General features: G+C 67.8%; 26 protein-coding genes. 4 read left to right on the top strand and 22 right to left on the bottom strand.

The window, feature by feature from the left end:
* Positions 1 to 94: 94 nt before the first annotated feature.
* The 6 genes from AOZ53_RS00600 to AOZ53_RS00575 form a co-directional block, all read right to left on the bottom strand.
* The gene (locus AOZ53_RS00600; protein WP_054477208.1) at positions 95 to 679 is read right to left on the bottom strand and encodes a helix-turn-helix domain-containing protein; all 585 of its coding nucleotides are present in this window, start codon (positions 677 to 679) and stop codon (positions 95 to 97) included.
* Between the two features lie 12 nt (positions 680 to 691).
* Positions 692 to 1,984, bottom strand: a complete 1,293-nt coding sequence (locus tag AOZ53_RS00595) for an NAD(P)/FAD-dependent oxidoreductase (protein ID WP_054486586.1) — start codon at positions 1,982 to 1,984, stop codon at positions 692 to 694.
* Between the two features lie 47 nt (positions 1,985 to 2,031).
* A complete protein-coding gene (locus AOZ53_RS00590) occupies positions 2,032 to 2,721 on the bottom strand; it encodes an amino acid ABC transporter permease (RefSeq protein WP_054431625.1) in 690 nt (229 codons plus the stop codon).
* A gap of 2 nt (positions 2,722 to 2,723) precedes the next feature.
* On the bottom strand, positions 2,724 to 3,416 hold the full coding sequence (locus AOZ53_RS00585) for an amino acid ABC transporter permease (RefSeq protein WP_054431626.1): 693 nt from the start codon (positions 3,414 to 3,416) through the stop codon (positions 2,724 to 2,726).
* A gap of 37 nt (positions 3,417 to 3,453) precedes the next feature.
* Positions 3,454 to 4,245 carry an ABC transporter substrate-binding protein gene (locus AOZ53_RS00580; RefSeq protein ID WP_054486585.1) on the bottom strand — a complete coding sequence of 264 codons (792 nt, stop codon included), beginning with the start codon at positions 4,243 to 4,245 and terminating at the stop codon, positions 3,454 to 3,456.
* Between the two features lie 197 nt (positions 4,246 to 4,442).
* Positions 4,443 to 5,198 carry an amino acid ABC transporter ATP-binding protein gene (locus AOZ53_RS00575; protein WP_054431737.1) on the bottom strand — a complete coding sequence of 252 codons (756 nt, stop codon included), beginning with the start codon at positions 5,196 to 5,198 and terminating at the stop codon, positions 4,443 to 4,445.
* 128 nt (positions 5,199 to 5,326) lie between these two features.
* On the opposite strand from AOZ53_RS00575, the gene AOZ53_RS00570 reads away from it, so the two are divergent.
* On the top strand, positions 5,327 to 6,829 hold the full coding sequence (locus AOZ53_RS00570; RefSeq protein WP_054431628.1) for an L-piperidine-6-carboxylate dehydrogenase: 1,503 nt from the start codon (positions 5,327 to 5,329) through the stop codon (positions 6,827 to 6,829).
* 69 nt (positions 6,830 to 6,898) lie between these two features.
* Here AOZ53_RS00570 and AOZ53_RS00565 read toward each other — a convergent pair whose 3' ends face one another.
* Positions 6,899 to 8,344 carry an amidase gene (locus tag AOZ53_RS00565; RefSeq protein ID WP_054486584.1) on the bottom strand — a complete coding sequence of 482 codons (1,446 nt, stop codon included), beginning with the start codon at positions 8,342 to 8,344 and terminating at the stop codon, positions 6,899 to 6,901.
* Positions 8,345 to 8,377: 33 nt separating this feature from the next.
* Positions 8,378 to 9,886: an alanine/glycine:cation symporter family protein gene (locus tag AOZ53_RS00560; RefSeq protein WP_197286426.1), complete on the bottom strand. Its 1,509-nt coding sequence runs from the start codon at positions 9,884 to 9,886 to the stop codon at positions 8,378 to 8,380.
* 265 nt (positions 9,887 to 10,151) lie between these two features.
* On the opposite strand from AOZ53_RS00560, the gene AOZ53_RS00555 reads away from it, so the two are divergent.
* On the top strand, positions 10,152 to 11,435 hold the full coding sequence (locus tag AOZ53_RS00555) for a phospholipase A (protein ID WP_054431631.1): 1,284 nt from the start codon (positions 10,152 to 10,154) through the stop codon (positions 11,433 to 11,435).
* Between the two features lie 28 nt (positions 11,436 to 11,463).
* Here the strand turns inward: AOZ53_RS00555 and AOZ53_RS00550 are convergent, their stop codons facing one another.
* The 4 genes from AOZ53_RS00550 to AOZ53_RS00535 are packed head-to-tail and all read right to left on the bottom strand — an operon-like array spanning position 11,464 to position 15,656.
* Positions 11,464 to 12,399, bottom strand: a complete 936-nt coding sequence (locus AOZ53_RS00550; protein WP_054486582.1) for a dihydrodipicolinate synthase family protein — start codon at positions 12,397 to 12,399, stop codon at positions 11,464 to 11,466.
* A 5-nt stretch (positions 12,400 to 12,404) separates the two neighbouring features.
* The gene (locus AOZ53_RS00545) at positions 12,405 to 13,577 is read right to left on the bottom strand and encodes an L-rhamnonate dehydratase (protein WP_054431633.1); all 1,173 of its coding nucleotides are present in this window, start codon (positions 13,575 to 13,577) and stop codon (positions 12,405 to 12,407) included.
* Between the two features lie 56 nt (positions 13,578 to 13,633).
* Complete coding sequence (locus tag AOZ53_RS00540) at positions 13,634 to 14,674, bottom strand: 4-hydroxythreonine-4-phosphate dehydrogenase PdxA (protein WP_054486581.1); 1,041 nt, start codon at positions 14,672 to 14,674, stop codon at positions 13,634 to 13,636.
* Positions 14,675 to 14,681: 7 nt separating this feature from the next.
* On the bottom strand, positions 14,682 to 15,656 hold the full coding sequence (locus AOZ53_RS00535; RefSeq protein ID WP_054431635.1) for a Bug family tripartite tricarboxylate transporter substrate binding protein: 975 nt from the start codon (positions 15,654 to 15,656) through the stop codon (positions 14,682 to 14,684).
* Positions 15,657 to 15,776: 120 nt separating this feature from the next.
* Between AOZ53_RS00535 and AOZ53_RS00530 the strand changes: the two genes are divergently transcribed.
* Positions 15,777 to 16,703 carry a LysR family transcriptional regulator gene (locus AOZ53_RS00530; RefSeq protein ID WP_054486580.1) on the top strand — a complete coding sequence of 309 codons (927 nt, stop codon included), beginning with the start codon at positions 15,777 to 15,779 and terminating at the stop codon, positions 16,701 to 16,703.
* 386 nt (positions 16,704 to 17,089) lie between these two features.
* Here AOZ53_RS00530 and AOZ53_RS00525 read toward each other — a convergent pair whose 3' ends face one another.
* From AOZ53_RS00525 to AOZ53_RS00485, 10 genes are all read right to left on the bottom strand, one after another.
* Positions 17,090 to 17,326, bottom strand: coding sequence for a hypothetical protein (locus tag AOZ53_RS00525; RefSeq protein ID WP_026383281.1), 237 nt, complete (start codon positions 17,324 to 17,326; stop codon positions 17,090 to 17,092).
* A gap of 19 nt (positions 17,327 to 17,345) precedes the next feature.
* Positions 17,346 to 17,582, bottom strand: coding sequence for a FixH family protein (locus AOZ53_RS00520; RefSeq protein WP_054431637.1), 237 nt, complete (start codon positions 17,580 to 17,582; stop codon positions 17,346 to 17,348).
* A gap of 22 nt (positions 17,583 to 17,604) precedes the next feature.
* Complete coding sequence (gene ccoG / locus AOZ53_RS00515; protein ID WP_054486579.1) at positions 17,605 to 19,095, bottom strand: cytochrome c oxidase accessory protein CcoG; 1,491 nt, start codon at positions 19,093 to 19,095, stop codon at positions 17,605 to 17,607.
* Positions 19,096 to 19,169: 74 nt separating this feature from the next.
* Positions 19,170 to 20,123, bottom strand: a complete 954-nt coding sequence (gene ccoP, locus AOZ53_RS00510) for a cytochrome-c oxidase, cbb3-type subunit III (protein ID WP_054431639.1) — start codon at positions 20,121 to 20,123, stop codon at positions 19,170 to 19,172.
* The gene (locus AOZ53_RS00505; RefSeq protein ID WP_080977556.1) at positions 20,120 to 20,296 is read right to left on the bottom strand and encodes a cbb3-type cytochrome oxidase subunit 3; all 177 of its coding nucleotides are present in this window, start codon (positions 20,294 to 20,296) and stop codon (positions 20,120 to 20,122) included. Before AOZ53_RS00505 ends, ccoP begins: the two co-directional genes overlap by 4 nt.
* On the bottom strand, positions 20,296 to 21,024 hold the full coding sequence (gene ccoO / locus AOZ53_RS00500) for a cytochrome-c oxidase, cbb3-type subunit II (protein ID WP_054431640.1): 729 nt from the start codon (positions 21,022 to 21,024) through the stop codon (positions 20,296 to 20,298). Before ccoO ends, AOZ53_RS00505 begins: the two co-directional genes overlap by 1 nt.
* Positions 21,025 to 21,034: 10 nt before the next feature.
* Positions 21,035 to 22,522 (bottom strand): cytochrome-c oxidase, cbb3-type subunit I, encoded by a 1,488-nt coding sequence (gene ccoN / locus AOZ53_RS00495; protein WP_054431641.1) that lies wholly within the window; start codon positions 22,520 to 22,522, stop codon positions 21,035 to 21,037.
* Between the two features lie 206 nt (positions 22,523 to 22,728).
* Positions 22,729 to 22,890, bottom strand: coding sequence for a cbb3-type cytochrome oxidase assembly protein CcoS (gene ccoS, locus AOZ53_RS33195; protein ID WP_006390533.1), 162 nt, complete (start codon positions 22,888 to 22,890; stop codon positions 22,729 to 22,731).
* Complete coding sequence (locus AOZ53_RS00490; protein WP_054486578.1) at positions 22,887 to 23,861, bottom strand: P-type ATPase actuator domain-containing protein; 975 nt, start codon at positions 23,859 to 23,861, stop codon at positions 22,887 to 22,889. The genes ccoS and AOZ53_RS00490 overlap by 4 nt, the downstream gene beginning before the upstream one ends.
* 127 nt (positions 23,862 to 23,988) lie before the next feature.
* Positions 23,989 to 25,257 carry an adenosylmethionine--8-amino-7-oxononanoate transaminase gene (locus AOZ53_RS00485; RefSeq protein WP_054486577.1) on the bottom strand — a complete coding sequence of 423 codons (1,269 nt, stop codon included), beginning with the start codon at positions 25,255 to 25,257 and terminating at the stop codon, positions 23,989 to 23,991.
* Positions 25,258 to 25,370: 113 nt separating this feature from the next.
* On the opposite strand from AOZ53_RS00485, the gene bioF reads away from it, so the two are divergent.
* Positions 25,371 to 26,529, top strand: a 1,159-nt coding sequence (gene bioF / locus AOZ53_RS00480; RefSeq protein WP_054486576.1) for an 8-amino-7-oxononanoate synthase, incomplete at its 3' end; no start/stop codon positions are given.

The following is a 26,529-nucleotide window of genomic DNA, read 5'->3' as shown; positions in this document are numbered from 1 at the left end:
CCGGAACCAGTCCGGGCGGCGCATTTTACCCTGTTGCGGACGGCCCGTGGCGCCGCCGGGCCGCACCGCCCGGTTTATCAGTCGCTGGAACGGTTCACTCCTCGCCCAGGTCGGCGTGGGTGGACACCCACAGCACCAGCGCGTCCTGTTTGCTCAGGCTGATCACCCGGTGGCCCATGCGGCTGTCGATATAGAAGCTCTCGCCCGCCTTCAGCCGAGCCGGCTCGTAGAACTCGGTGTACAGCTCGACCTCGCCTTCCAGCACGTAGACGAATTCCTCCCCGCCATGGCGGCTCCAGTCCTGGAATTCGTCGAACGAGCGCGCCTTGACGCGGGTGTGGAACGGCATCATGCGCTTGTGCGACAGCGCGGTACAGAGCAGGCGGTGGTCGTAATACGGGGTTTCGTACTGGCGCCCCTCGCCCTGGCGGCTGAGGCTGCGGCGGCCGGTGCCCATGTGGGCGTCCGAGGCGGTGAACAGCTCGGCCACGTCCAGGTCCAGGCCCGCGGCGATCTTGATCAGGTTGTCATAGGTGGGCGAGAGCAGGCCGTTCTCGATTTTCGAGAGCGTGGACGCGGACACGCCGGTGGCCTGCGCCGCCTGCTTGAGCGTCCAATCGCGCGCCTGGCGCAGGGCTCGCAGCCGTTGTGCCAACACGCTCTGTTTGTTGCCTTGCATCTGTACACCCTGTCATGCCCGCGACTGCCGCTCCCGCCACCAATCGCGCGCCTGGTAAGACCAATATGTGAGTTGAACCGCCGCCGTGCCTAGCGCCCCGCCGTTCCAGGCCAGCCCGAACGGCTCGAACAGCCGGTAACGCTGGCTGTCGCCGGAAATCCCTTCGGCCACGACGCGGCCGCCGATGGCGGTGGTGTTCATGCCGTGCCCGCCAAAGGCCGTGCAGTACCAGACGTCGGGCGCCAGCTTGCCGATCTGCGGCATCAGATGCCGCGCGTAGGCCATGCGCCCGGACCACGCGGTCTCGACGCGCAGCCCCTGCAATTGGGGGTAGACGCTGAGCAGTTCGCGGCGCAGGAACTCGGCCAGATCGGGCGGATCATCGACACGGGTGGTGATTCTACTGCCCCAGCCGATGCGGCCGCCATCGAGCACCCGGTAGTAGTTGCCGGCGCGGCGGTCGTCGCCGATGGCGGCCTGGGTGCGGATGGCCTCGCGCACCCGCTCGCCCAGCGGCTCGGTCAGCATGATGTAGGTGGCGATCGGCAGCATCGCCCGACGCAGCGCCGGCACCACGTCGCCGGTATAGCCGCCGGTGGCCAGCACCACGGTGCGCGCATCGACCTGGCCGGCGGCGGTCCGCAGCTGGCGCGACGGCCCCTCGAAACGCGCCTGGGTGACGGGCGAATCCTCGTGGATGCGCACGCCCAGCCGCGCGCACTCGCGCGCCAGGGCGCGGGCGTAGTTCAGCGGATGGAAGTGGAACGACGACAGGTCCTCGATGCCCTGGAAGTAGGCGTCCGACAGCAGCCGCTCGCGCACCTCGGCGCGGCCCAGCAGGCGCACGTCGCGGCCGAAATCGCGCCACTGGTCCTCGCAATAGCGCCGCAGCGCGTCGCTGGCCTCGTAGCGCACCACCCGCAGGCGGCCGTCGACCTTGTGGGCGTCGGCGATGCGCAGGTCGCGGATGTTGTCGCGGATGATGTCGACGCCCTCCATCGACAGCCGGTACAGCTGGCGGTAGTGGTCTTCGTCGACGTGCTTGCGGATGGCGTCGGCGCCGGCCGAGAACGCGGGCGACACCGAGCCGCCGTTGCGGCCCGAGGCGCCCCAGGCGATGCGGCGCCCTTCCAGCAGCGTCACGGCGTGGCCGCGGCGGGCCAGTTCCAGCGCCGTGGTCAGGCCGGCCAGCCCGCCGCCCACGACGCAGACGTCGGTCTCGGCCGCGCCCGCCAGCGGCGGGTAGTAGGTCTGCGCATCGCCCAGCGTGCGCTTGTAATAGGTGTCGATGTACTCGGTAGCCATGGTCGTGGGTCAGGGCCCGTGCGGGACTCTTGTCGGTGTGGGCGGGCCTAGTTCAGCCCGGCGCCCTGCAGCCCGCCGGTCAGGCGCTTCTCCAGCCAGGTGGCCAGGCGCAGCAGCGGGTAGCAGTACAGGAAGTAGATGGCGGCGATCATGCTGTAGATGAACAGCGATTTCGCCGGGAAGGTGATGATGAAGACCTCGCCCTGCCGCGTCAGCTCGGTGATGCCGACCACCGACAGGATGGCGGTGCTCTTGATCAGCATGACGTAGACGCCGCTCATGGGCTGCACGATCAGGCGCATGGCCTGCGGCAGGATCACCAGCCGCAGGATCTGCAACGGCCGCAGGCCCAGCGTCATGGCGCCCTCGGTCTGGCCGCGCGGCACGGCGCGGATGGCGCCGCTGACGATCTCGGCCACGTAGCACGAGGTGTAGACCGACAGCGACACGAACGCGGCCGTGCCCGACTCCCAGTGCAGCAGCTCGATGCCGGTGCTGGGCAGCACGAAGTAGAAGATGTAGAGCTGCACCAGGAACGGCGTGCCGCGCAGCACGTGGATGTACAGCCCCAGCAGCTGGTGCAGGCCGCGGATGCGGTAGCTGCGGATGACGCCGATCACGAAGCCCAGCAGCGAGCCCGCGATGATCGCCATGAACGAGATCTTCAGCGTCTCCCAGAAGCCCTTGAGCAGGAACGGCAGCACGACGCCGGCGGTGGACAGGTAGGAATCCAGCATGCTTACCTCGCGTTCCAGGCGGGACCGGCCAGCCACAGGCTCACGCCGCGCGACAGCATCAGCATCACGGCGTAGATCAGCAGATAGCCGGCGGCGATGGTCAGGAAGCTCTCGGTGGGCACGATGCGATCGCTGTTCATCTGCACGCCCGCGGCCACCAGTTCGAACACCGTGATCAGCGACAGCAGCGAAGTGTCCTTGATCAGCACGGCGGTCTGCCCCAGCAGCGGCGGCAGCGTGTTGGCGAAGGCCTGCGGCAGCACCACGTAGCGCAGGCGCTGGTGGTAGTTCATGCCGCAGGCCTTGGCGCCTTCGATCTGGCCGCGCGGCACCGACTCAATGCCGACGCGGATGATCTCGCTCATGTAGGCGGCGTGGTGCAGCGTCATGGCCAGGATGCCCAGCAGCATCTCGCTCCAGCCCTTGGCGCCGGGCACCAGCATCGGCACCGCGTAATACACCAGGTAGATCTGCACCAGCAGCGGGGTCGAGCGGATGAACTGCACGTAGCCCGCCACCGGCCGCCAGACCGCGGCGCGCGGCGACATGCGCGCCAGCGCCAGCGGAATGCCGGCCAGCACCGACAGCACCAGGCTGACGCCGGCCGCGATCAGGGTGTTGGCCAGCCCGGTGGCGAACTGGCCCGTGTACTGGCTGACGATGCGCCAGTTGTAGTAGTCGATCAGCCAGTCCATTCAGGTCCTGTCGGTCAGTGGTGGGAAGCGCGCGCGATCAGTGGTCTTTCTTCCAGTCGGTCGAATACCAGTACTTGACCTGTTCCGGCAGCGTGTTGTCGGCGGTCTTGAGCGTCTGCCAGTTGTCGAGCCAGAACTTCAGGCGGAAGGCGTTGGGGCCGACGGCGAAGGCCAGCGGCTCGCGCACCATGATGCCGTCCAGCACCCGCAGGTTGCCGAAGTCGACCAGGAACTGGTTGGCGGTGGACAGGGACATGATGCCGGCGTCCAGGCGGCCGGTGGACAGCGCCTGGCCGACCGGCGCGCTGCCGCCGGAGAATTCCTTGAGCGTGGCCTTGGGCAGCATCTTCTTGCCGACCTCGGCATAGGTGCTGGCGCCCAGCGCGCCGACGGTCACGCCGTCCTTGTCCAGTTCCGCGTACGACTTGTACGGCGAGTCCTTGGGCACCACGGCGACGGTGTCGGCGTAGAACATCGGCGTCGAGAACAGCACCTGGGCGGCGCGCGCCGGGGTCGGCGTCATGTCGGCGGCCACCATGTCGGCCTTGCCCGACAGCAGCGCCGGGATCAGGCCCTTCCATTCGTAGTCCTGCAGCACCAGCTTGACGCCCAGGTCGTCGGCCATGCGCTTGGCCACCTCGACCGCCAGGCCGGTGCGCTTGCCGCTCTTGTCCATGAAGCTCATCAGCGGGCCGGAGGTCTGCACCGCCACCCGCAGTTCGCCGCGCTTGATGATGTCCGACAGCTCGTCGGCCCGGGCCGGCTGCGCGATCGCGGCCACGGCCAGCGCAACGCCGGCGGCTCCCAGCCATTGTTTGATTTTCAGCATTTGCTTCCCCTTCTGGATGAATGACGTGTGTCGTTCCGGGCGTACACCTGATGCCGGCGGCGCCCGGTCAGGCCGGGCCGGCCCTGCTTGCTGCGTACTGCGGTTGCTGCGTGATGCGGATGCGGCGTGCTGCGTGAAGCGAAGACTGCGTGATGCGTAGATACGAACGGCCACGCGGGCCCGGCGCCGCCGGCCCGCTACAGAATCTTTTCCAGGAAGGCGCGGGTGCGCGCCTCTTTCGGCTGGCCGAAGACCTCGGCCGGGGTGCCGGACTCGACGATGCGGCCGGCGTCCATGAACAGCGCGCGGTCGCCCACGTCGCGGGCGAAGCCCATCTCGTGCGTCACCACCGCCATGGTCATGCCGTCGCGCGCCAGGGCGTGCATCAGCTCCAGGATGCCGCAGACGGTCTCCGGATCGAGCGCCGAGGTGGCTTCGTCGAACAGCATCAGCTTGGGGTCCATCGCCAGGGCGCGGGCGATCGCCACGCGCTGCTGCTGGCCGCCGGACAACTGGCTGGGATAGCGCGCGCCGAAGTCGGCCATGCCGACCCGGTCCAGCAATTCGAGCGCATAGCGCTCGGCCTGGGCCCGGTCGCGGCCGCGCACCACGCGCTGCGGCAGGGCCACGTTGTCGAGCGCGGTGCGATGCTGGAACAAATTGAAGTGCTGGAACACCATGCCGACGTCGGTGCGCCAGCGGTTGACGTCGGTGGCCGGGTCGGTCAGCGACACGCCGTCGACCCGGATGGTGCCGCTGTCGATGCGTTCCAGGCCATTGAGGGTGCGCAGGAAGGTGCTCTTGCCCGAGCCCGACGGCCCCACCACCACCAGCACCTCGCCACGGTCCAGGCGGCAGTCGATGCCCGCCAGCGCCAGATGATCGGGCTGGCCTTCGCGCTGGTAGGTCTTGGTGACCGACTCGACTAGCAGCAGGGGTTCTGACACGCGCATCGCCTTCAAAAAAAGGTTTCGCATTTCACGCTGGAGTTTCGTATAGTAAATTTATTTCCAGAATCGCCACTTAGGCATAACCCTTAAGCGAAGGCTCGCCCCTTCGCCGGCATCTCCAAGGAACCGGTATGGACACGCCCCAAGACATCCTGCGCGCACTCGGCCTCAACCCCGCGACCCTGACCGGCGGCACGCTCGTCGCCCGCAGCCCGATCGACGGCGCCGAGCTGGCCCAGGTCCACGAGCACACGGTGGCGCAGGCCCATGCGGCCATCACCCGCGCCCGCCAGGCCAGCCTGGCCTGGCGCGACGTGCCGGCGCCGCGCCGCGGCGAACTGCTGCGCCTGTTCGGCGAAACGCTGCGCCAGCACAAGCGCGAGCTGGGCCGCCTGGTCAGCCTGGAAGCCGGCAAGATCGTGGCCGAGGGCGAAGGCGAGGTTCAGGAAATGATCGACATCTGCGACTTCGCCGTGGGCCTGTCGCGCCAGCTGTACGGCCTGACCATCGCCTCCGAGCGCCCCGGCCACCGCATGATGGAAACCTGGCATCCGCTGGGCGTGGTGGGCGTCATCAGCGCCTTCAACTTCCCGGTGGCGGTGTGGTCGTGGAATGCCGCGCTGGCGCTGGTGTGCGGCAACGCCGTGGTCTGGAAGCCGTCGGAAAAGACGCCGCTGACCGCCCTGGCCTGCCAGGCGCTGTTCGCGCAGGCGGTACAGCGCTTCGGCGACGCGCCGGCCGGCCTGTCGGAAGTGCTGATCGGCGGCCGCGACATCGGCGAGGCGCTGGTGGATTCGCACGCCGTGGCGCTGGTGTCGGCCACCGGCTCGACCCGCATGGGCCGCCAGGTCGGCCCGCGCGTGGCGCAGCGCTTCGGCCGCGTGCTGCTGGAACTGGGCGGCAACAACGCCATCATCGTCGGCCCCACCGCCGACCTCGACATGGCCGCGCGCGGCATCGTCTTCGGCGCCATCGGCACCGCCGGCCAGCGCTGCACCACCACGCGCCGCCTGATCGTGCACGAAAGCGTGGCCAACGACCTGCTGCAACGCCTGCACAAGGCCTATGCCAGCGCGCCCATCGGCAACCCGCTGGACGGCAAGAACCTGGTCGGCCCGCTGATCGACCGCGCCTCGTTCGACGCCATGCAGGCCGCGCTCAAGGCCGCCGGCGAACAGGGCGGCAAGGTCACCGGCGGCGAACGCGTGCTGGCCGACCAGTACCCAGACGCCTGGTACGTGCGCCCCGCCATCGCCGAGATGCCCGGCCAGACCGACGTGGTCTGCCACGAGACCTTCGCGCCGATCCTGTACGTGATGCGCTACAGCGACTTCAACCAGGCGCTGGCGCTGCAGAACGGCGTGCCGCAAGGCCTGTCGTCGGCCATCTTCACCAACGACCTGCGCGAGGCCGAGACCTTCCTGTCGGCCTCGGGTTCGGACTGCGGCATCGCCAACGTCAACATCGGCACCTCGGGCGCCGAGATCGGCGGCGCCTTCGGCGGAGAAAAGGAAACCGGCGGCGGCCGCGAGTCGGGTTCGGATGCCTGGCGCAACTACATGCGCCGCGCCACCAACACCATCAACTACTCGCGCAACCTGCCGCTGGCGCAGGGCATCAAGTTCGGCGAATAAGCCGCGTGGTACGTGGCCCCATGACCCGTGCAGGCAACGCCGTGCGGGCATCATGGGGCCACCGCGGCGTCAATCGCCGAACGCGAAGGGCATCCTGGCGTGATGCTCGATGTCCTCGGCCACCTGCATGCACAGGTCCGCGCGGAAGTCGGCGGCGAACAGTTGCACGCCCTGGGGCACATGGCCATCACGCAGTCCCGTCGGCACGCTCATGGAGGGATAGTTCAAGGCCACCAGCGACAGCAGGGGAATCTGCGCCGGGAGCAGCACATCGCGGAAGTGGTCAGCGCCTTTCAAGTCATCCCCCCACCGGAACGGCTCCTGCCCCGAGATCGGCAGCATGATCACGGGATACACCGCCAGGATCTCGTTGTAGCGCCGCCTCAGTTCATCGCGCTTGGCAATGGCGAGGATGTATTCGCGCAGGTCCTTGGCGCCCCCATACACGTCGCACATATCCCGCCATGCCCGCTGGATGTCGCGGGAACCCAATTCGGCAACGACCTCGCCCATCATGGTGGTTTTATCGGCGACCACGATCTTGCTCCAGACTTCCGTCGCCAGCAGGAAATCCGGCAGCGTTATCTCTTCGACCACATAGCCATCCTGCTCCAGCCAGGCCGCGGTCTTGCGCAGATTGTCCTTGATGACGGGTTCGATCCGCATGCCCTCTATTTCCGTCACCAGCGCGATGCGCTTGATCCTGTGTTCGTCATAGGTCAGCGGCGCGGGCACCCAGGCCTGATCCCGGATGCTCTTGCGTGACAGCACTTCCAGTCCCAGGCGGATGTCATTGACGCAACGCGCCAGGGGGCCTTCGACCGAAAAGAACGCACTGGCAAACGCCCGGCCGCCGGGACTGCCGGGATCGAATTGCGGCACCGTGCCCCAGGTCGGGCGCAACCCGTACACCCCGCAGGCATACGCCGGATAACGAATCGAGCCGCCGATATCGTTGCCATGCCCGATGAAACCCATGCCCGAGGCCACGGCGCTTGCCGCGCCGCCGCTGCTGCCGCCGGGCGTCAATGCCTCGTCCCAGGGATTCAGCGTGCGTCCGAACAGCGGATTCTCGGAGAAAAAACGCAGCGCGAATTCCGGCAGATTGGTCATGCCGAGCGTGACGCAGCCCGCGGCGTTGAAGTTTTCCGCGATCGTGCTGTCGTGCTGGCTGACACGATTCCTGAAGACGCCGCCGTTGGTGTTTCTCTCGCCCTTCACATCGACGTTGTCCTTGATCGTGACGGGAACGCCATGCAGGGGCGACAACAGCGTTCCGCGCGCCAACAGCTCGTCGGCCTGCCTGGCCTGAAGCAGCGCCTTGTCCGTCATCAGGTTGATGATGGCATTCAGCCGCGGATTGACCTGCTCGATGCGATCGAGCACGCTTTGGGTCGCCTCGACCGAACTGATCGCCTTGTGGCGAATGGCCCGCGCGATTTCGGTGGCCGTCCACTGCCAGAGCGGCGTGGCGGGCAGGCTTTTCCTGACTGCCGTGGTGTCGTTGAAATGCATGACGGACTCTCCTTGTCCTGACGATCGATCTTCTCAGTCCCAGCATTCCGCGTTTTCAATGCCAAGTTTCCTGGCGCTGAAGGTCGGATTGATGCCCTGTCTCTTTTGGTTCAGAAAGTCATCCACGCTGACCTTCACCACCTTGAACAACAGAAACACGGCGACGATATTGATGCTGGCGCACAGGCCCATCACCACATTGGCCGTGTTCCATGCCAGGTCCAGCGAGGCCTGCGCGCCGATGAACAGGACCCCTATCGTGACGATCCGGTATGCGTTCACCGTCAGGCGCTTATCCGAGATGTACTTGAGGTTCATCTGGCCGATGTAATACGAACCCACCAGCACCGTGGCGGTCAGCACCACGATCAGGAAGGTCATGTAGTAGTTGCCGAACACGCCCAACGACTCGCGCATGGCGGATTGCACCAATGGCAGGGCCGTCAGCCTCTGCCCGTCCGCATCGGTCAGCGCATTGCCGTAACTGTCGCTGAACAGCACGAAGAGCACGCTCAGCGAGGCAATCAGCGTATCGACGAACACGCAGAATGCCTGGACGATCCCCTGCTTGACCGGATGGCTGGTATGCGCGGCCGCGGCCGCCCCCGGCACGGAGCCCAGCCCGGCCTCGTTGGCGAACATCGCCCGCTTGATGCCGATGACGAGCACGCTGCCGGCAAAGCCGCCCAAGATGCTGCCGACGTCAAAGGCGCTGTCGAGTATCTGTCCGAGTATCCGTCCGGCCTTGTCCCAGTGGATGGCGATGCTGTACAGGGCGATCAGGATGAAACCCACGGACATGAACGGCGTGACATAGCTGGTGAATCTCGCGATGTACCTGCCGCCGCCAAAGAACATGATCGACGCGAACACGACGATGCCGGCGCCCACGTACAGGCTCAGATGGCTCGCGCCGGCGGCCGCCTCCGGCACCCAGGGTTCGAAGGAGGTGTAGATGGTGTAGCTGAACAGCACGGAAAACGACCAGCCTGTCAGGATCATCAGCGCGCTGCTGACAATGGCGAGCTTCCTGGCGCCCAGTCCTTTCGCCAGGTAGTACGGCGCCCCGCCCTTGAAGCCGTCGCCATCGCGGCTCTTGTAGACCTGCCCCAGGGTGTTTTCCGCCACGGAAATGGCGCCGTTCAGGAACGCCGCCAGCCACATCCAGACGATCACGCCCGGGCCTCCCTGCACCACGGCGACCGCCATGCCGACGATCGTGCCGATGCCGACGCGCGTCCCCATGGAGATCATCAAGGCCTCATAGGGCGAAATATGGCTCTTGTTCCCTTTTGCGCCGTGGTCTTTTTCGGTAATCACGGAGAGCGCATATTTCGCCATCAAAACCTGGGGAAACTTCAACCTGATGCTGTAATAGATGCCGACAGCCAGCAGGATCACGATGAAATAGCGGCCCCAGATGATGTCGTCGAGCCAGTTGATGTATGCCTCCAGATGGAGCAAGCAGCCATGGCAGACGGAGGATTCCATGTTCAGCGCCCGTTTTTCTAGTGATTTTCTTGATGGCCATTCGGTGCGCATGGCCAATCGTTGGGGACCGAGGAACCTGGCGACGACGCGACGGAATGCGAAGACACGCTTGAATCCGGCGATCCCGGACATTCATGCGTTGAAGTCTATCTTCAAAGCATTTGGCTGCTAGCCGGCATAAGTCTTATAAGCGGGCGGGCGATGCGGCGCCCCGTTCCCCCGCGCATGTTGCAAGTCCTACATTCGATAAGCCCGACTTACAAAATGTAGGCCGGGGCGATGCTACATTGCTTCGTCACAATTCAAACGGCCTTCCATGACCATGTCCCGACGCATCGCCCTTCCCTTGCGCACCCTCACCGCCGCCCTGGCCCTGGGCCTGGGCGGCACCGCGGCCGCCGGCGTGTCGTACCGGCTGGACCGGCCGTCCGCCGCCCCCGGCGACACCGTCACCATCGAGGCCGTGTATTTCAACGAAGGCAATGCCCGCGCCACCTGGGAAGCGCCGCCCGAGCTGGTGCTGCAGTGGCGCGGCCAGGATGGCCAGATCGTGCGCAGCCTGGCCAAGCTGCAGGGCGGCAAGGCCAATTACAGCGTGCCGGTCAACAATTTCGCGCGGATGGCCTGGAGCGCGGAAGTGCCCGCCAGCGCGCGCGGCCTGCAGGCCGTGTCGATCGAGGGCCAGCCGGCCATGATGGCGCTGGACGCCACCGGCCGCGACAGCGGCACGCTGGCCAGCACGCCCGCGCCCGGCCCGGTGGTCGACCCGCGCACCGGCCAGCCCGTGCCGCCGGCCGCGGTGGCCGCGGCCGGCGCGTCGCCCGAAGGCGGCCCGGCGCCAGACACCGTGGCCGTCTCGAGCTACCAGCAATCGGCCTTCGATCATTTCCGCAGCGCGATCTCGGAATACAAGCCGGTGTACTTCGACATCGGCACCCGCGGCCAGACCACCGCGCGCTTCCAGATCAGCGCCAAGTACCGCCTGTTCAGCCCGTCCGGCAACCGCCCGGCGACCTGGGGAGAGAATTTCTACCTGGGCTATACCCAGACCTCGCTGTGGGACCTGCAGGGCGATTCCATGCCCTTCATCGACACCACCTTCAACCCGAGCCTGTTCTGGCTGTCGGACAACATGTGGCAATCGGAGAACCAGAGCTGGCGGCTGGGCATGAACACCGGCGTCGAGCACAACTCCAACGGCAAGGCCGGCGACGACTCGCGCTCGGTCAACGACGCCTACATCCAGCCGCAGTTCAACTACCGCTTCGACGGCGGCAGCACGCTGACCTTCGCGCCCAAGGTCAAGGCCTATTTCGGCGTGGCCAGCGAGAACTCCGACTACGCCGACTACGCCGGCCGCGTCGACTGGAACCTGCGCTGGGCGCAGGACAACGGCGCGGTGGTCTCGGCCATGTACCGCCAGGGCGACCAGCGCCGCCGCACCACCCAGCTCGACTTCGCCTGGCCGCTGCAGCGCACCTGGCTGAACATGAACGGCTACCTGCACCTGCAGTACTTCAACGGCTACGGCGAAACGCTGCTGGGCTACAACCAGCGCAACGAATCGCAGTTCCGCATCGGCCTGTCGCTGGTGCCGTAACAGCCGCGCCCGTCCCCGGCTGGGCGCCCTAGCGCGCCCAGCGCAGCACCAGCGGATCCAGCCGCCGCGCCACCTCCAGCAACCCCTGCCGCACCTCCGGCCGCATGGCCGGGAACGGATGGCGCGGCGCGTCGCAGGCGATCACGCCACCGGCCTTCATGAGGGCCTTGGCGGTCAGGATGCCGCCCTGGCGGTTCTCGTAGTTGATCAGCGGCAGCCAGCGCTCGTACAGGGCATAGGCCTCGTCGCGGCGGCCGGCGCGATGCGCCTCGATGATGGGGCGCAGCCCATCGGCGAAGCCGCCGCCCGTCATGGAGCCGGTGGCGCCGGCATCCAGGTCCGGCAGCAGCGTGATGGCCTCTTCGCCGTCCCACGGCCCTTCCACCGCGGCGCCGCCCAGCGCGATCAGGTCGCGCAGCTTGCTGGCCGCGCCCGCGGTCTCGATCTTGAAGTACGACACCTGCGCGATCTCGCGCGCCATGCGCGCCAGCAGCGCGGCGGGCAGCGGCGTGCCGGCGACCGGCGCGTCCTGGATCATGATGGGGATGTCGATGGCGTCCGAGACCTGCTGGAAGAACCCGACCACCTGTTCCTCGGCAACGCGAAGGGTGGCGCCGTGGTACGGCGGCATGATCATCACCATGGCCGCGCCCTGCTCCTGCGCCCGGCGGCTGCGCGCCGCGCACACCTGGGTGCCGTAGTGCGTGGTGGTGACGATCACCGGCACCCGGCCCGCCACGTGTTCCAGCAGCGCGCGCGTGAGGATCTCGCGTTCGTCGTCCGACAGCGAGAACTGCTCGGAGAAATTGGCCAGGATGCACAGGCCATCCACGCCGCTGTCGATCATGAAATCGACGGCGCGCTTCTGGCCCGGCAGGTCCAGCCCGCCCGCTTCGGTGAAGATGGTGGGCACCACCGGGAAGATGCCGCGATAGCGCGGCGCCGGCACAGTCGTCGTGGTCATGGCGCTCACTCGATGATGTTGAAGTCTTTCAGGTATTCGGTCTTCAGGCTCAGGCCCAGGCCCGGCTTGTCGTCGTCCAGGTCGATGAAGCCTTCCCTGGCCACCGGCTCGCCGTCGAAGATGTAGTAGAAGAGTTCGTTGCCCACTTCCACGTCGAACATCGGGAAGTACTCGCTCATGGGCGAAGCCAGCGTGCTCATGGTCAGGTGGTAGTTATGCATCTGGCCGGCGTGCGGGATCACCGGCACGCTGTAGGCCTCGCACAGGGCGTTGATCTTGTGCGCGGCGGTGATGCCGCCGACGCGGTTTGTGTCGTACTGCACCACCGACACCGCCTTGCGGTCCAGCAGCTGCTTGAAGCCGTACAGTGAGAACTCGTGCTCGCCGCCCGAGATGGGGATGGACGTCAGCTGGTTCAGCTCCGCATAGCCGTCGATGTCGTCGGCGATGACCGGTTCCTCCAGCCAGCGCGGCTCGAACTTCTCCAGCTTGGGCAGCATGCGCTTGGCGTATTCCAGGTTCCAGCCCATGTAGCATTCGAGCATCAGGTCGGTGTCGTAGCCGATCACCTCGCGCACCGCCTCGACCGACTTCAGGTTCTCCGACACGCCGCGCTGCAGGTGCGCCGGGCCGTAGCCGAAGCGCATCTTGAAGGCGGTGAAGCCCTGGTCCAGGTAGGTCTGGGCCTCTTCCTGCATGGCCTTCAGGTCGGTGCGGTAGAGCTTGGAGTAATAGACCGGGATCTTCTCCTTGGTGCGCCCGCCCAGCAGCTTGAAGACCGGCTTGCCGACCGACTTGCCCAGGATGTCCCAGATCGCCAGGTCCACGCCCGAGATCGCCGCCATGGTCACGCCCTTGCGGCCCCAGGCGTGGGTGGCGCGGTACATGCGCTGCCACAGGTATTCGTAGTCCCACGGGTCCTGGCCGATCACCAGCGGCGCCAGGTACTGGTCGATGATGGCCTTGGCCACCCGCGGCGCCAGCGCCACGTTGCCCAGCCCGACGATGCCGTCGTCGGTCTCGACCTCGACCACGGTCCAGCCATGGAAGCGGAAGGTGCTCATGGTTTCCTGCGGCGAATACAGCAGGTCCATGGCGTTGGAGCAGAAGTTGCCTTGTGGCGGCACGGTCTTGCCGGTCCATTCAAAGACGCGCGCGCGGACGGATTTGATCTTCATGGGGGATTCCTGCGAAAGGGGTCGAACGATGCGATGAACGGGAAAGCGCGGCCGCCTCAGGCCGCCGCGCGCGCGGCGCGGTGCGACAGGCCCATGCGGCAGGCGATGCGGAAGGCCTGCCAGGTGGCGTCGACGTTGGCGCGTCCCTGGCCGGCGATGTCGTAGGCGGTGCCGTGGGCCGGCGTGGTGATCGGGATCGGCAGGCCGCCCTGCACCGTCACGCCGCGCGAGAAGCCCAGCAGCTTGATCGCGATCTGGCCCTGGTCGTGGTACATGGTGACGATGGCCTGGAACTCGCCCGCCTGCGCCTTCAGGAAGATGGTGTCGGCCGGGAACGGGCCCTGCGCCGGCAGCCCTTCCTGGTTCAGCTGGCGCACGGCCGGGGCGATGATGTCGACCTCTTCGCGCCCGCAGGTGCCGCCGTCGCCGCCATGCGGATTGAATGCCGCCACGGCTACCCGCGGCGCGGCCACGCCATTGGCCTGCAGGGATTGGTAGATCAGCCGCGTGGCGGCCTTGATGCCGTCGATGCTGAGCGCGGCGGCGGCGTCCTTGAGCGGAATGTGCGAGGACACGCGCGAGGTCCACAGCTCGCCCAGCGTGTTGAACTCGCAGAAGTAGCCCGTCACGCCCAGGTACTGCGCGAAGTGGTGCAGCTCGTCGTCGTGGCGCAGGCCGCCCTGCTTCATCGCGTGCTTGTTCAGCGGCGCGAAACAGATGGCGTCGATATGGCCGGCCAGCGCCGCGTCCATGCAGGCGTCCAGCACCCGCAGCACCGAGGCGCCGCCGGGCGCCTGCGCCTGGCCCAGGTTGACGTCCTCGCGCCGCACGGTCTGCATCGCCAGCCACGCCGGCGCGCCGGTGTCCGGCCGCGTCCGCGCGGCGTCGAAGCTGGCCACCGGCTGCGTGGCCACCTGCACGCCGGCCACCCGCTGGCCTTCGCGCCACAACCATTCATCGCCCACCAGCACGATGTTGGCCAGTTGCGTCGCCTCGGGCCGCGCCAGCAGGCGCGCGATCAGTTCGGGGCCGATGCCGGCGGGGTCGCCCAGCGTCAGGGCGATGACGGGCTTGGCGGAGTTGCTGTCGATGCTCATGCTGCGTTCATTCCACGGAAATATGGTTCTTCTTGATGATGGCGGCGTAGCGCTGGTTCTCGGCCTGGTGGAACTGCGCGAACTGCGCCTGGCTCATCGGGCTGATGTCGGCGCCGATGGCCAGCAGGCGCGTCCGGGTCTCGGGCATCGCCAGCACCGCGTTGACCGAGTCATGCACGCGCTGCTGCACCGCCGCCGGGGTGTTGCCGGGCATGTAGATGCCGTACCAGGCGCTCATCTCGACGCCGCTGACGCCGGCCTCGGCCATGGTCGGCACGTCGGGCAGCTGCGGGTTGCGCCTGGCGCTCAGCACCGCCAGGGCGCGCACCTTGCCGCTCTTGATGTGCGGGATGACGGACGACGCGGTCTCGAAGGCGATCTGCACCTGGCCGCCCATCAAGTCGACCATCGCCGGACCGCTGCCGCGATAGGGAATGTGCGTCATCTGCACGCCGGTGGCGTCCTTGAACAGCTCGGCGGCGATGTGCTGGGTGCTGCCCGAGCCGCTGCTGGCGAAGTTGTATTCGCCTGGCTTGCGCTTGAGCAGCGCGATCAGTTCCTGCACCGATTGCGCCGGCAGCTGGTTGTTGACCACCAGGATGTTCGGCACCGCGCCCACGAACACCACCGGCGTCAGGTCGCGGTCGTTGTCGTAGCCCAGCTTGAGCAGGTGCGGCGCGATCGCGTGCGCGGTGGACACGCCCATCACCATGGTATGGCCGTCGCCCGACTTGGCCGCCAGGTCCGCCGCCAGCGTGTTGGACGCGCCCGGCTTGTTCTCCACCACCACGGTCTGCTTGAGCATCGGCCCGAGCTTGTCGGCCACGGCGCGCGCCATGGCGTCGGTGCCGCCGCCGGGGGCCGAGCCCACCAGCAGGCGCAGCGGCCGGGTCGGCCAGTCGGCGCTCTGCGCCTGGGCGGATGCGGCGGCGGACAGGCACAGCACGCCCGCCGCCAATGCGGCATAAAGCCGAGTCTTCATGGTTGTCTCCTTGGGGGCTTATGGCCCGTAGCGGGCTTTGTTATGCCTGCATCTTAGAAACAACCGCTGTTTCCGTAAAATGAAACTTTTGCACCAACCGTTCACTACAGGCGATCAATCATGGAACGCCTCCCGAACGTCCCCGCGCTGCTTTCGCGCCTGCGCATGCGGCAGATCGTGCTGCTGCTGGCCATCGAGGAACGCGGCACCCTGCGCGCCGCCGCCGCCCAGCTCAACATGACCCAGTCCGCCGCCAGCAAGATGCTGCACGAGCTGGAACTGGCCATCGGCCAACCGCTGTTCGAACGGGTCGGCCGCGGCCTGGCGCTGACCGCCGCCGGGGAATGCGTGATGGAGTATTTCCGCGGCATGCGCGGCACGGTGTCGTCGCTGGCGCGCGAACTGGAAGAATTGCGCCTGGGCAGCGCCGGCAAACTCTTCATCGGCAGCATCATGGCCGCCTCGCCGGGCCACCTCACCGACGCCCTGCTGCGCCTGAAGCAGACCTACCCGCTACTGGCCGTGGAGATCTCCACCGGCACCAGCGACCTGCTGATCGAACGCCTGAACGAGGGCAAGCTCGACGTCGTCATCGGCCGCATGCTGACCCTGTCCGAGCGCCATTACGTCTTCCGCCCCATCGGCGACGAGGCCCTCTCCGTCATCGCCGCCGTCGACCACCCCCTGACCCGCCGCAAGCGCATCAGCTTCGACGCGCTGCAGGCCTACCCCTGGATCCTGCAACCCCACGGCAGCCCCATGCGCGACGTCCTGGAACAGGAATTCCGCGCCCACGACACCGCCCTGCCCAAGGGCCTGATCGAGTCCGCCTCGATCCTCACCACCACCAACCTGGCCATGAAGTCCGACATGCTGGGCGTCATCCCCGACTCCGTCGCCAGCCGCTACGCCCGCCACGGCCTGCTCGCCATCATCCCCTACCAACTCCAGCACACCCTGACCGCCTTCGGCAGCATCATCCCCAAGGACCGCCCGCTAAGCGCGCCCGCCCGACACTTCGTGGACCTGCTGCACGACACGGAATAAAGACGCGCCACACCCAGGGCAAATACCACCAGCCCCCGACGCAAGACACCGCGTAAGCCCCAAAAGGCCGCCCGCGCGGCCGACCTGGGGCGGGCCCCGCAAACCTCTCCATGCCCCCGCCGATCTGACAACGCGACGCCCCAAGACTCTCGCAGCCCCTCGCGGCGGGCGAGTCGGTGGCGGGCAACCTCGATGCGCCCGAGGGAATCCGAAGGAGTCGCCGCAGGCGAGGACGAGGATGACAAAGGGGGGGGCCGCCTAGGCAAGTCCGGAGCGAACGCTCCGGACCGCAATCGTGGGCGCCCGCCACCGACTCGCCCGCCGCGAGGGGCGACCTACGAAGCCCTCCCCCGCAGCACCAAACCAAAGCCCCAGATAACCCAAGCCTAAAGATCCGGATCTTCCTCCACCTTAGGCATCAAATAAGCCGTCAACGCACTCGACGCCCCCGCCATCCCCCAAAGCAAAAAGAACGACACCGTATAAAACCCCACCCGCCCCGTCGGCACATACCCGAACACCGCCACATCCAGCGGATCGATCAGGGCAAAGACAATCGCGCTGCCCACGGCCGCCGCCAGGAACGACGGCCACAGTATCCACATCAACGACCTCAACCCCATGGCGCGCCTCCGGAAATCATCAACGAACGCCGATCGCGGCCGGCGGCGTCGGCAGCGTGTCCGCCTGCTCGATCACCAGACCGCGCTTGACCACGCCTTCCTGGATCGGCTGGTTGCCGAACTGGGTATAGGCCAGGTAGATCGTGATCGAACAGCCGACCACCGCCAGGAACGGGCCCGCCATCAGGAACCAAGGCCAGAATTCGCGGTACCAGGGTTTGACCGGCATCGGCGCGGCGACATGGGCAGTATTCATCGTTGGCATCCTTTATTCGGAATCAATCGGGCACATAGAAACTTGCGGCTTCATCGGTCTCGACGGGCCGGTTCTCCTGGTCGTGGGCGCGGGCCCGCAACGTGATCGGGTGGGCGCCCGGCTCGGCGCCGGCCGGCGCGCGGATCACCATCGGCACCAGCTTGTTGGCGGCCGCCTCCACTTCCACCACGTCCGACTCGCTTTGTCCGGCGCGCACCGCCAGCCCGGGCATGCCGTCGGCCGACAGCCGCAGCCGCAGCGGCGAATCCGACGTATTGATGATCTGCAGCCGGTACACGTTCTCGATCATGCCGCCGGCCACCTCGCGGCCCAGCGCGCCGCGATCGCGGATTACGTCCACCCGCAGCGGATTGCGCATCGCCAGCGAGGCCACGAACGCCACCGCCAGCACCAGGATCAGCGAGCCGTAGATCAGCACCCGCGGCCGCAGCAGGTGCGAACGCGCGCTTTGCGTCGACAGCCCGTCCAGCATGGCCCGCTCGGAGGTGTAGCGGATCAGTCCGGACGGATACTGCATCTTGTCCATCACCTGTTCGCAGGCGTCGATACAGGCGCCGCAACCGATGCACATGTATTGCAGGCCCTCGCGGATGTCGATGCCGGTCGGGCACACCTGCACGCACAGGCTGCAATCGACGCAGTCGCCCAGCCCCGCGGCCTTGTGGTCGACCTTGCGCGAACGGCCGCCGCGCGGATCGCCGCGGCGCTTGTCGTAGGTCACGACGAAAGTGTCGGGGTCGACCATCACGCTCTGGAAGCGGGCGTACGGGCACATGTACTTGCACACCGACTCGCGCATGAAACCGGCGTTGCCCCAGGTGGCGAAGCCGTAGAACACCATCCAGAACCATTGCCACGGCCCCAGCTGCAGCGTGAACAGTTCATGGCCCAGCTCGCGGATCGGCGCGAAGTAGCCGATGAAGGTGGAGCCCGTCCACCAGGCCAGCGCGATCCACAGGAAGTGCTTGGTGACCTTCAGGCGCGCCTTGCGCCAGGTCCAGGGCGATTCATCGAGCCGGATGCGGGCGACGCGGTCGCCTTCGACCTTGCGCTCGATCCACATGAAGATCTCGGTGTAGACCGTCTGCGGACAGGCGTAGCCGCAGAACAGCCGCCCCGCCACCGCGGTGAACAGGAACAGCGCCAGCGCCGAGATCACCAGCAGCACCGCCAGGTAGACCACGTCCTGCGGCCACAGCACCAGGCCGAACAGGTAGAACTTGCGCGCGCCCAGGTCGAACAGCACCGCCTGGCGGCCGTTCCATTGCAGCCACGGCAGGCCGTAGAAGATCAGCTGGGTGAGGAAGACGAAGGCGATGCGCCAGCGCGCGAAGATGCCGCTGACCGAACGCGGATAGATCTTGCTGCGCACGCCGGCCAGGGTCTGCTCCAGCGTTTCCTGGCCAGGACGCGGCGGCCGCACGTGCGGCCGCCAGGGTGGCGGGTCGCCGCCAGGCGAACTGCTGACGCTTGCGGTTGACCCATCATCCATGTGCTGCTCCGTGCGGTAAGTCCATGTGATATGGGGGCTGCCGTCGCGGCGCGCCCCCACCTATGTGGCGAGGCCTACTTGGCCGAGGCGGCGGCCGTGGCCGGTTGCGCCTGCGCGTCCGGCTTGTTGGACAGGCCCCAGACCCAGGCGGTCAGGATCTTGATCTGTTCCGGGCTGAGGATGTCGCCGTGCGCCGGCATGCGGTTGTCGCGGCCGTCCAGGATCGTCTTGACGATGGTGGCCTCCGAGCTGCCGTAGAGCCAGACGTCGTCCGTCAGGTTGGGCGCGCCCAGCGCCTGGTTGCCCTTGCCGTCGACGCCGTGACAGGCGACGCAGAAGTTGGCGAACTCGCGCTGGCCGCGGAACACCCGCACCGGGTCGGCCGTCAGGCCCGACAGCGAACGCACGTACTGCGCGATGTCGCCGGCGGTCTTGGGGTCGATGGCCGATTTCCAGGGCGGCATCATGCCGATGCGGCCGTTGGTGATGGTCTGCATGATGGCCTCGGGCGAGCCGCCGTGCAGCCAGTCGCTGTCGGTCAGGTTGGGAAAGCTGGGGCCGCCCTTGGCGTCGGAGCCATGGCACTGCGCGCAGGTGTTCAGGAACAGGCGCTGGCCGATTTCACGGGCGCCCGGGTCCGCGGCGATCTGCGGCACCGTCATGGTTTCGAAGCGCGCGTAGATGGGACGCACCGCCGCGGCCATCTTGGCCTGCTGCTGCGCCACTTCGTCGGCGCTGCTGTAGCCCAGCTGGCCCTTGTACTCACCCAGGCCGGGCATGAAGAACAGGTAGCCCAGCGCGAAGGCGCAGGCCAGCAGGTACATCCAGGTCCACCAGCCGGGCACCGGGTTGTTCAGTTCCGTGAGGTCGCCGTCCCAGACGTGGCCGGTGTCCTCGACCTGGCCGTTGGCCGGCTTGGTGCTGAGCCAGCGGCGCTGCGTGTACAGCAGCCACACACACCAGACCACGCCGCCGACCGCGACGATCGAGATGAAATACCCCCAGAAGCCATTGACGAAATCGCTCATGACCGATCCGCTCCATCTTGTTGTGCCGGCCCGAATTCATCGGGCAGCGCGAACGGCAGCATGGCCGATTCGCTGTTGGCATGCTGGCGGCCGCGCGAGCAGGCCCACCAGACGATGCCGAAAAAGGTTGCCATCGAAATGGCGGTGACGATTGCGCTCAGCAGGGCCATGATCAGCCTCCGGTGGCCGCGGGTTGCGCGGCGGCGGCCGGCTGCTGCGCGGCCTTCCTGGCTTCTTCGGCCTTTTTGGCCTCTTCCGCCTTTTTGGCCTGCTGCGCCTTGCGCACGCCGACGCCCAGCCCTTGCAGGTAGGCCACCAGCGCGTCCTCTTCGGTCTTGCCTTCGATGGCCTTGGGCGCCGCGGCGATCTCCTCGTCGGTGTAGGGCACGCCCAGGGCGCGCAGCGCGCGCATCCGCTGGTCGACGTTCTGGCCGGTGATCACGGTCTTTTCCAGCCACGGATAGGCGGGCATGTTGGACTCGGGCACCACCTTGCGCGGGTTGCGCAGGTGGATGCGGTGCCAGTCGTCGGAATAGCGTTCACCCACGCGCGCCAGGTCGGGACCGGTGCGCTTGGAGCCCCACAGGAAGGGATGGTCGAACACCGATTCCGAGGCCAGCGAGTACGAGCCGTAGCGCTGCACTTCGGCGGCCAGCAGGCGCACCTGCTGCGAGTGGCAGCCGACACAGCCTTCGCGGATGTAGACGTCGCGGCCCATCAGGCGCAGCGGGCTGTAGGGTTCGACCCCCGCCACCGGCTGCGTGGTGCTGTGCTGGAAGAACAGCGGCACGATCTGCACCAGGCCGGCGAAGGACACCACCAGGATGCTGGCGATGATCATCCAGCCGATGTTCTTCTCGAGCGTCTGGTGGGAAAAAAAGCCTTGTTGCTTGTTGGCCATGATGTCCTCGTCAAACGGTGGCCGGCGCGGGCGCGGCGACAGCCGGCGCGCGGGTGGTGTGGGGATCGTCCTGCGGGATGGCGGGGTTGACCGCCTGCGCGCCGCGCACCGTCTTCCACACGTTCCAGGCCATGACCAGCACGCCCGACAGGAACAGCGCCCCGCCCAGCAGACGGATCAGGTAGTACGGCACCCGCGTCTTGAGTTCCTCGACGAAGCTGTAGACCAGCGTGCCGTCGGCGGCGGTGTCGCGCCACATCAGGCCCTGCTGCACCCCGGCGATCCACATCGCGGCGATGTACAGCACCACGCCGATGGTGGCGATCCAGAAGTGCAGTTCGATGGCCTTGACGCTGTACATCTTCTCGCGGCCATACAGGCGCGGGATCAGGTAGTAGAGCGAGCCGAACGAGATCATCGCGACCCAGCCCAGCGCGCCGGAGTGCACGTGGCCGATGGTCCAGTCGGTGTAGTGCGACAGCGCGTTCACGGTGCGGATCGACATCATCGAGCCTTCGAACGTCGCCATGCCGTAGAACGACAGCGCGGTCACCATGAACTTCAGGATCGGATCGGTGCGCAGCTTGTACCAGGCGCCCTGCAGCGTCATGATGCCGTTGATCATGCCGCCCCACGACGGCGCCAGCAGGATCAGCGAGAACGTCATGCCCAGCGACTGGGTCCAGTCGGGCAGCGAGGTGTACAGCAGGTGGTGCGGACCGGCCCACATGTAGGTGAAGGCCAGCGCCCAGAAGTGGACGATGGACAGGCGGTACGAGTAGATCGGACGGCCGGCCTGCTTGGGCACGAAGTAATACATCATGCCCAGGAAGCTGGTGGTCAGGAAGAAGCCGACCGCGTTGTGGCCGTACCACCACTGCACCATGGCGTCCTGCACCCCGGCGTAGGCCGAGTACGACTTCCACAGCGTCACCGGCATCTCGATGTTGTTGAAGATGTGCAGGATGGCGATGGTGAGGATGTACGAGCCGAAGAACCAGTTGGCCACGTAGATGTGCTTGGACCGGCGCTTGATGATGGTGCCGAAGAACACGATGGCGTAGGCCACCCAGACCAGCGTGATCAGGATGTCGATCGGCCATTCCAGCTCGGCGTATTCCTTGCTGCTGGTGTAGCCCAGCGGCAGCGTGATGGCGGCGGCGACGATGACCGCCTGCCAGCCCCAGAACGTGAACGCGGCCAGCTTGTCACAGAAAAGGCGGGTCTGACAGGTGCGCTGGACCACGTAGTACGAGGTCGCGAACAGCGCGCTGCCGCCGAAGGCGAAGATCACGGCGTTGGTGTGCAGCGGGCGCAGGCGGCCGTAGCTCAGCCAGGCGGTGTCGAAATTCAACTGAGGCCAAATCAGCTGCGCGGCGAGAAAAACGCCCACAGCCATGCCGACAATGCCCCAGACCACCGTCATGAGCGCGAACTGCCTCACGATCCGATAGTTGAAGGTATCGGCCTTGCTTGCGATTGCGGCGCAATCGTTCATCACCCTTCCCCCAAAAGAAACAATTAGCTTCAGGTTTCAATGATGGGGGGTCGCGGGTAAACCGGGGTTGATGTGAATCAAACCCTATTGGCCGTGCAGGGGAACCCGCAGCGCCGGCGCAACGTCCATGGCGCGGCGGCGGCCACGGCGGATCGGGCGGCTGCCTGATGGCCGCCGCCCGCGGAATCCTGAATGCCGGAGGGACGCTAGCCGCGCGAGGCCGGGCCGCTGTCGTCGTCGCGCAAGATGGCGGTGCCGGCGTTGTCGGTATCGTCGTACTGGCCGTTGAACACGGCCCACCACAACGACACGCCGATGGCCAGCACGAACAGCAGGGATAGCGGCAGGAGCAGGTACAGGATGGTCATGGCGCGGCCTCCAGCGCGCCGCCGGGCGCCGCGCTGCCCGACCAATCCTGGCGCGACAGGCGCCAGGAGTTGTAGGCCACCGCCAGCGACGACACCAGCATGGTGATGGCCGCCAGCCAGGGCGTGACCCAGCCGACCAGCGCCAGCGGCGTCATCAGCAGGTGCCAGACCAGCGAGCCGTGCAGGTTCTGGCGCGCCTTGCGTTGCGCCTGGGCCAGCAGCGCGTCCAGCGCCGCGTCGGGCATGGACGGATGCGCCGCCAGCGCCGAATGGGCCGACGCCATGGCGGTGGGCACCGCCATCGACATGGCACAGGGACAGCTCATGACCAGCAGCGCCACCATCACGGGAATGCTGTGGGCCGGGTCGATATAGGCCCAGACCGCCGCCGCGCCCAGCGCCAGCGCCACCTGCGCCATGACGAAGCGCGACGCCAGCCGGTCGGCGCCCGCGCCCAGCAGCTGGCGCTGGGCCTCGACCCGCGCATGGCGCTGGCCGCCGGCAGTGCCGCCGAACGACTGGCGCGCGCACAGTTCCAGGTAGCGCGCGGTCAGCAGGAAGGCGACGAACATCGTGACCGAATCGAAATAGACCTCGCCGTGGCCGCTGTAGGTGGCGTGCACGCTGGGAATGAAGGCGGCGACGATGCCCAGCGCCACCGGCACGTCCATGCCGGCGCGGCCCTGGCGCAGGTTGGCGCCGGCGTGGCGCCAGATCGGCCAGGCCGAATACAGCACCACCGGCACCGTCAGGGCCAGGCTGGCCCAGTTCATCAGCACGATGGCCCAGTCGAGCGTGTCCAGGGCGTCCCTGGGGATGCCTTCGTGACGCAGGTAGCCGGGCCAGGCGAACATCATCACCTGCATCATCGCCAGCCACGCCAGCGACAGGCGCACCAGCGCGTGCCGGCGCTGCTGGCGCTCGGCGTCGGACAGGGTCGTGGGGACGGCGAAGATGGATTTTGCTCGCATGCGCCGATGCTACCCAGCGCCGCGCGCGGTCGCCTTGACCTGGATCAAGCCGGTCGGAGCGCCTTGCCGGGACACCGCCCGGCGGGTCCGGCGGCGGCCGGCGCCTCCGCCTGCGGGCGCTGCGGGCTCAGGGCCGCTGCGCCCGCAGCACGGCCACCACCGCCCGCATCAGGGTATCCAGCTCGTCCGGCGCGATGGTCAGCGCGGGCGTCAAATACACCACGTTGCCGAACGGCCGCACCCAGACGCCGGCCTCGACCAGGCGCCGCTTGAGCGCCTCGCGGTCGTCGATCCGGTCCAGTTCGACCACGCCGATCGCGCCCAGCACCCGCACGTCGCGCACCCAGGCCTGCTCGCGGCACGGCGCCAGCCCCGCCGCCAGGGCGGACGACAGCGCCCGCGCCTGCGCCAGGCGCGGCTCGCTCTCGAACAGGTCGAGCGACGCATTGGCGGCGGCGCAGGCCAGGGCGTTGCCCATGAAGGTGGGGCCGTGCATCAGGGCGTGCGAGGGGTCGTCCGACCAGAAGGCGTCGAACACCCTACTGCTGGCCACCGTGGCGGCCAGCGGCAGCGTGCCGCCGGTCAGGGCCTTGGACAGCGTGATGATGTCGGGGCGGATGCCGGCCTGCTCGAACGCGAACATCGTGCCGGTGCGGCCGAAGCCGGTGAAGATCTCGTCGAAGATCAGCAGCAGGCCATGGCGGTCGGCCAGCTGGCGCAGCCGCCGCAGCACCTCGGGCTCATGCAGCAGCATGCCGCCGGCGCCCTGCACCAGCGGCTCGACCAGGATGCCGGCCAGTTGCGGGCCGCGCGTCTCCAGGAAGGCGTCGAGCCGCGCCATGGCGGCGTCGTCGCGCGGCAGGTCGACGATGTCGTGCTCGGCCAGCATGCCGCGGAACAGACTATGCATGCCCTCGTCGGGGTCGCATACCGCCATGGTGCCGAAGGTGTCGCCGTGGTAGCCGCCGCGGAAGGCCAGGAAGCGGCTGCGGCCGCGCTCGCCCTGGTTGAGCCAGAACTGCACCGCCATCTTCATGGCGACTTCCACCGCCACCGAGCCGGAATCCGTATAGAACACCCGGTCCAGCCCGGGCCCCAGCAGGCCGGCCAGGCGCCGCGCCAGGGTCAGCGCCGGCTCGTGGGTCAGGCCGCCGAACATCACGTGCGGCATGGCGTCCAGCTGCGCCCGCACCGCCTGGGCGATGTGCGGGTGGTTGTAACCGTGGCAGGCGGTCCACCAGGACGCCACGCCGTCGATCAGCTGGCGGCCGTCGGCCAGTTCCAGGCGGCTGCCGTGGCTGCGCACCACGGGCAGCGGCGGCGTCGCGGTCTTCATCTGGGCGTAAGGCTGCCAGATATGCGGCTGGCCCCGGGCCATCCAGTCGGGGGTATGCATGTTTCACCTCCACTACAATGGCTCGCATTCTACGGCCGGGGGCCTGACGGCGCGCTTCGCGGCCGCGGCTCCGGGGCGGGGCACCCCGTCGCCGGCCGCCGCAGGAAATCGTCATGTCCAAGCTGGATCCCCTCTTTCATTCCGAACTGGCGCAAGCCGAATCGCGCCGCGTGCGGCGCCGGCTGCGCACCGCCGCCGCCGCGCCCGCCGGCCGCATCGCGCTGGACGGCGCCCCGGTGCTGAACTTCTCCAGCAACGACTACCTGGGCCTGTCCAAGCACCCGCTGCTGATCGACCGGGCGCGCGAATGGGCCGCCCGCCACGGCGCCGGCGCGCAGGCCTCGCGGCTGGTGTGCGGCAATCTCGACCTGCACGAGCAGGTCGAGGCCAAGCTGGCGCGCCTGAAGGGCACCGAGGCCGCGCTGCTGCTGGCCTCCGGCTGGCAGGCCAACGCCGCCGTGCTGCCCGCGCTGCTGCGCGCGGCCGCCGGCCAGGGCGAGGTGCAGGTCTACGCCGACAAGCTCAACCACGCCAGCCTGCACCACGGCTGCCAGGCGGCCGGCGTGCGGCAGATCCGCTTCCGCCACAACGACCTCGACCACCTGGAATCCCTGCTGGCGGCGCGCGCCGGCCCGTCGGCGCCGCCCGCGGTGCGCTTCATCCTGACCGAAAGCGTCTTCAGCATGGACGGCGACCGCGCCGACGTGGCGCGGCTGGCGGCGCTGGCCGAGCGCTACCAGGCCTTCGTCTACCTGGACGAGGCCCACGCCACCGGCGTGCTGGGACCGGCCGGCATGGGCCTGGCCGGGCTGGCGCCGGGCGGCGTCGACCTGGCCATGGGCACCTTCAGCAAGGCGCTGGGCGGCTTCGGCGCCTACGTGGCCGGCTCGCGCGCGCTCTGCGACTACCTGGTCAACGCCTGCTCCGGCTTCATCTACACCACCGCCCTGCCGCCCGCCGTGCTGGGCGCGATGGACGCCGCGCTGGATCTGGTGCCGACGCTGGACGCCGAGCGCGCCCGGCTGGCGGCCTCGGGCGAGCGCCTGCGCCTGGCGCTGCGCGGCCTGGGCGTGGACACCGGCGACTCGTCGACCCAGATCGTGCCCGCCATCGTCGGCGACGAGGCCCGCGCCCTGGCGCTGGCGGCGGCGCTGGAACAGCGCGGCCTGCTGGCCGTGGCGATCCGCCCGCCCACCGTGCCGGCCGGCACCAGCCGCCTGCGCATCGCCCTGAGCGCGGCGCACCGCGACGCCGATATCGACCAACTGATAG

It is taken from the genome of Achromobacter sp. 2789STDY5608621 (genome assembly GCF_001299375.1).
In the GTDB taxonomy this organism is placed as follows: Bacteria; Pseudomonadota; Gammaproteobacteria; order Burkholderiales; family Burkholderiaceae_B; genus Achromobacter; species Achromobacter insuavis.
This window is presented reverse-complemented; position numbering and strand designations above follow the sequence as displayed.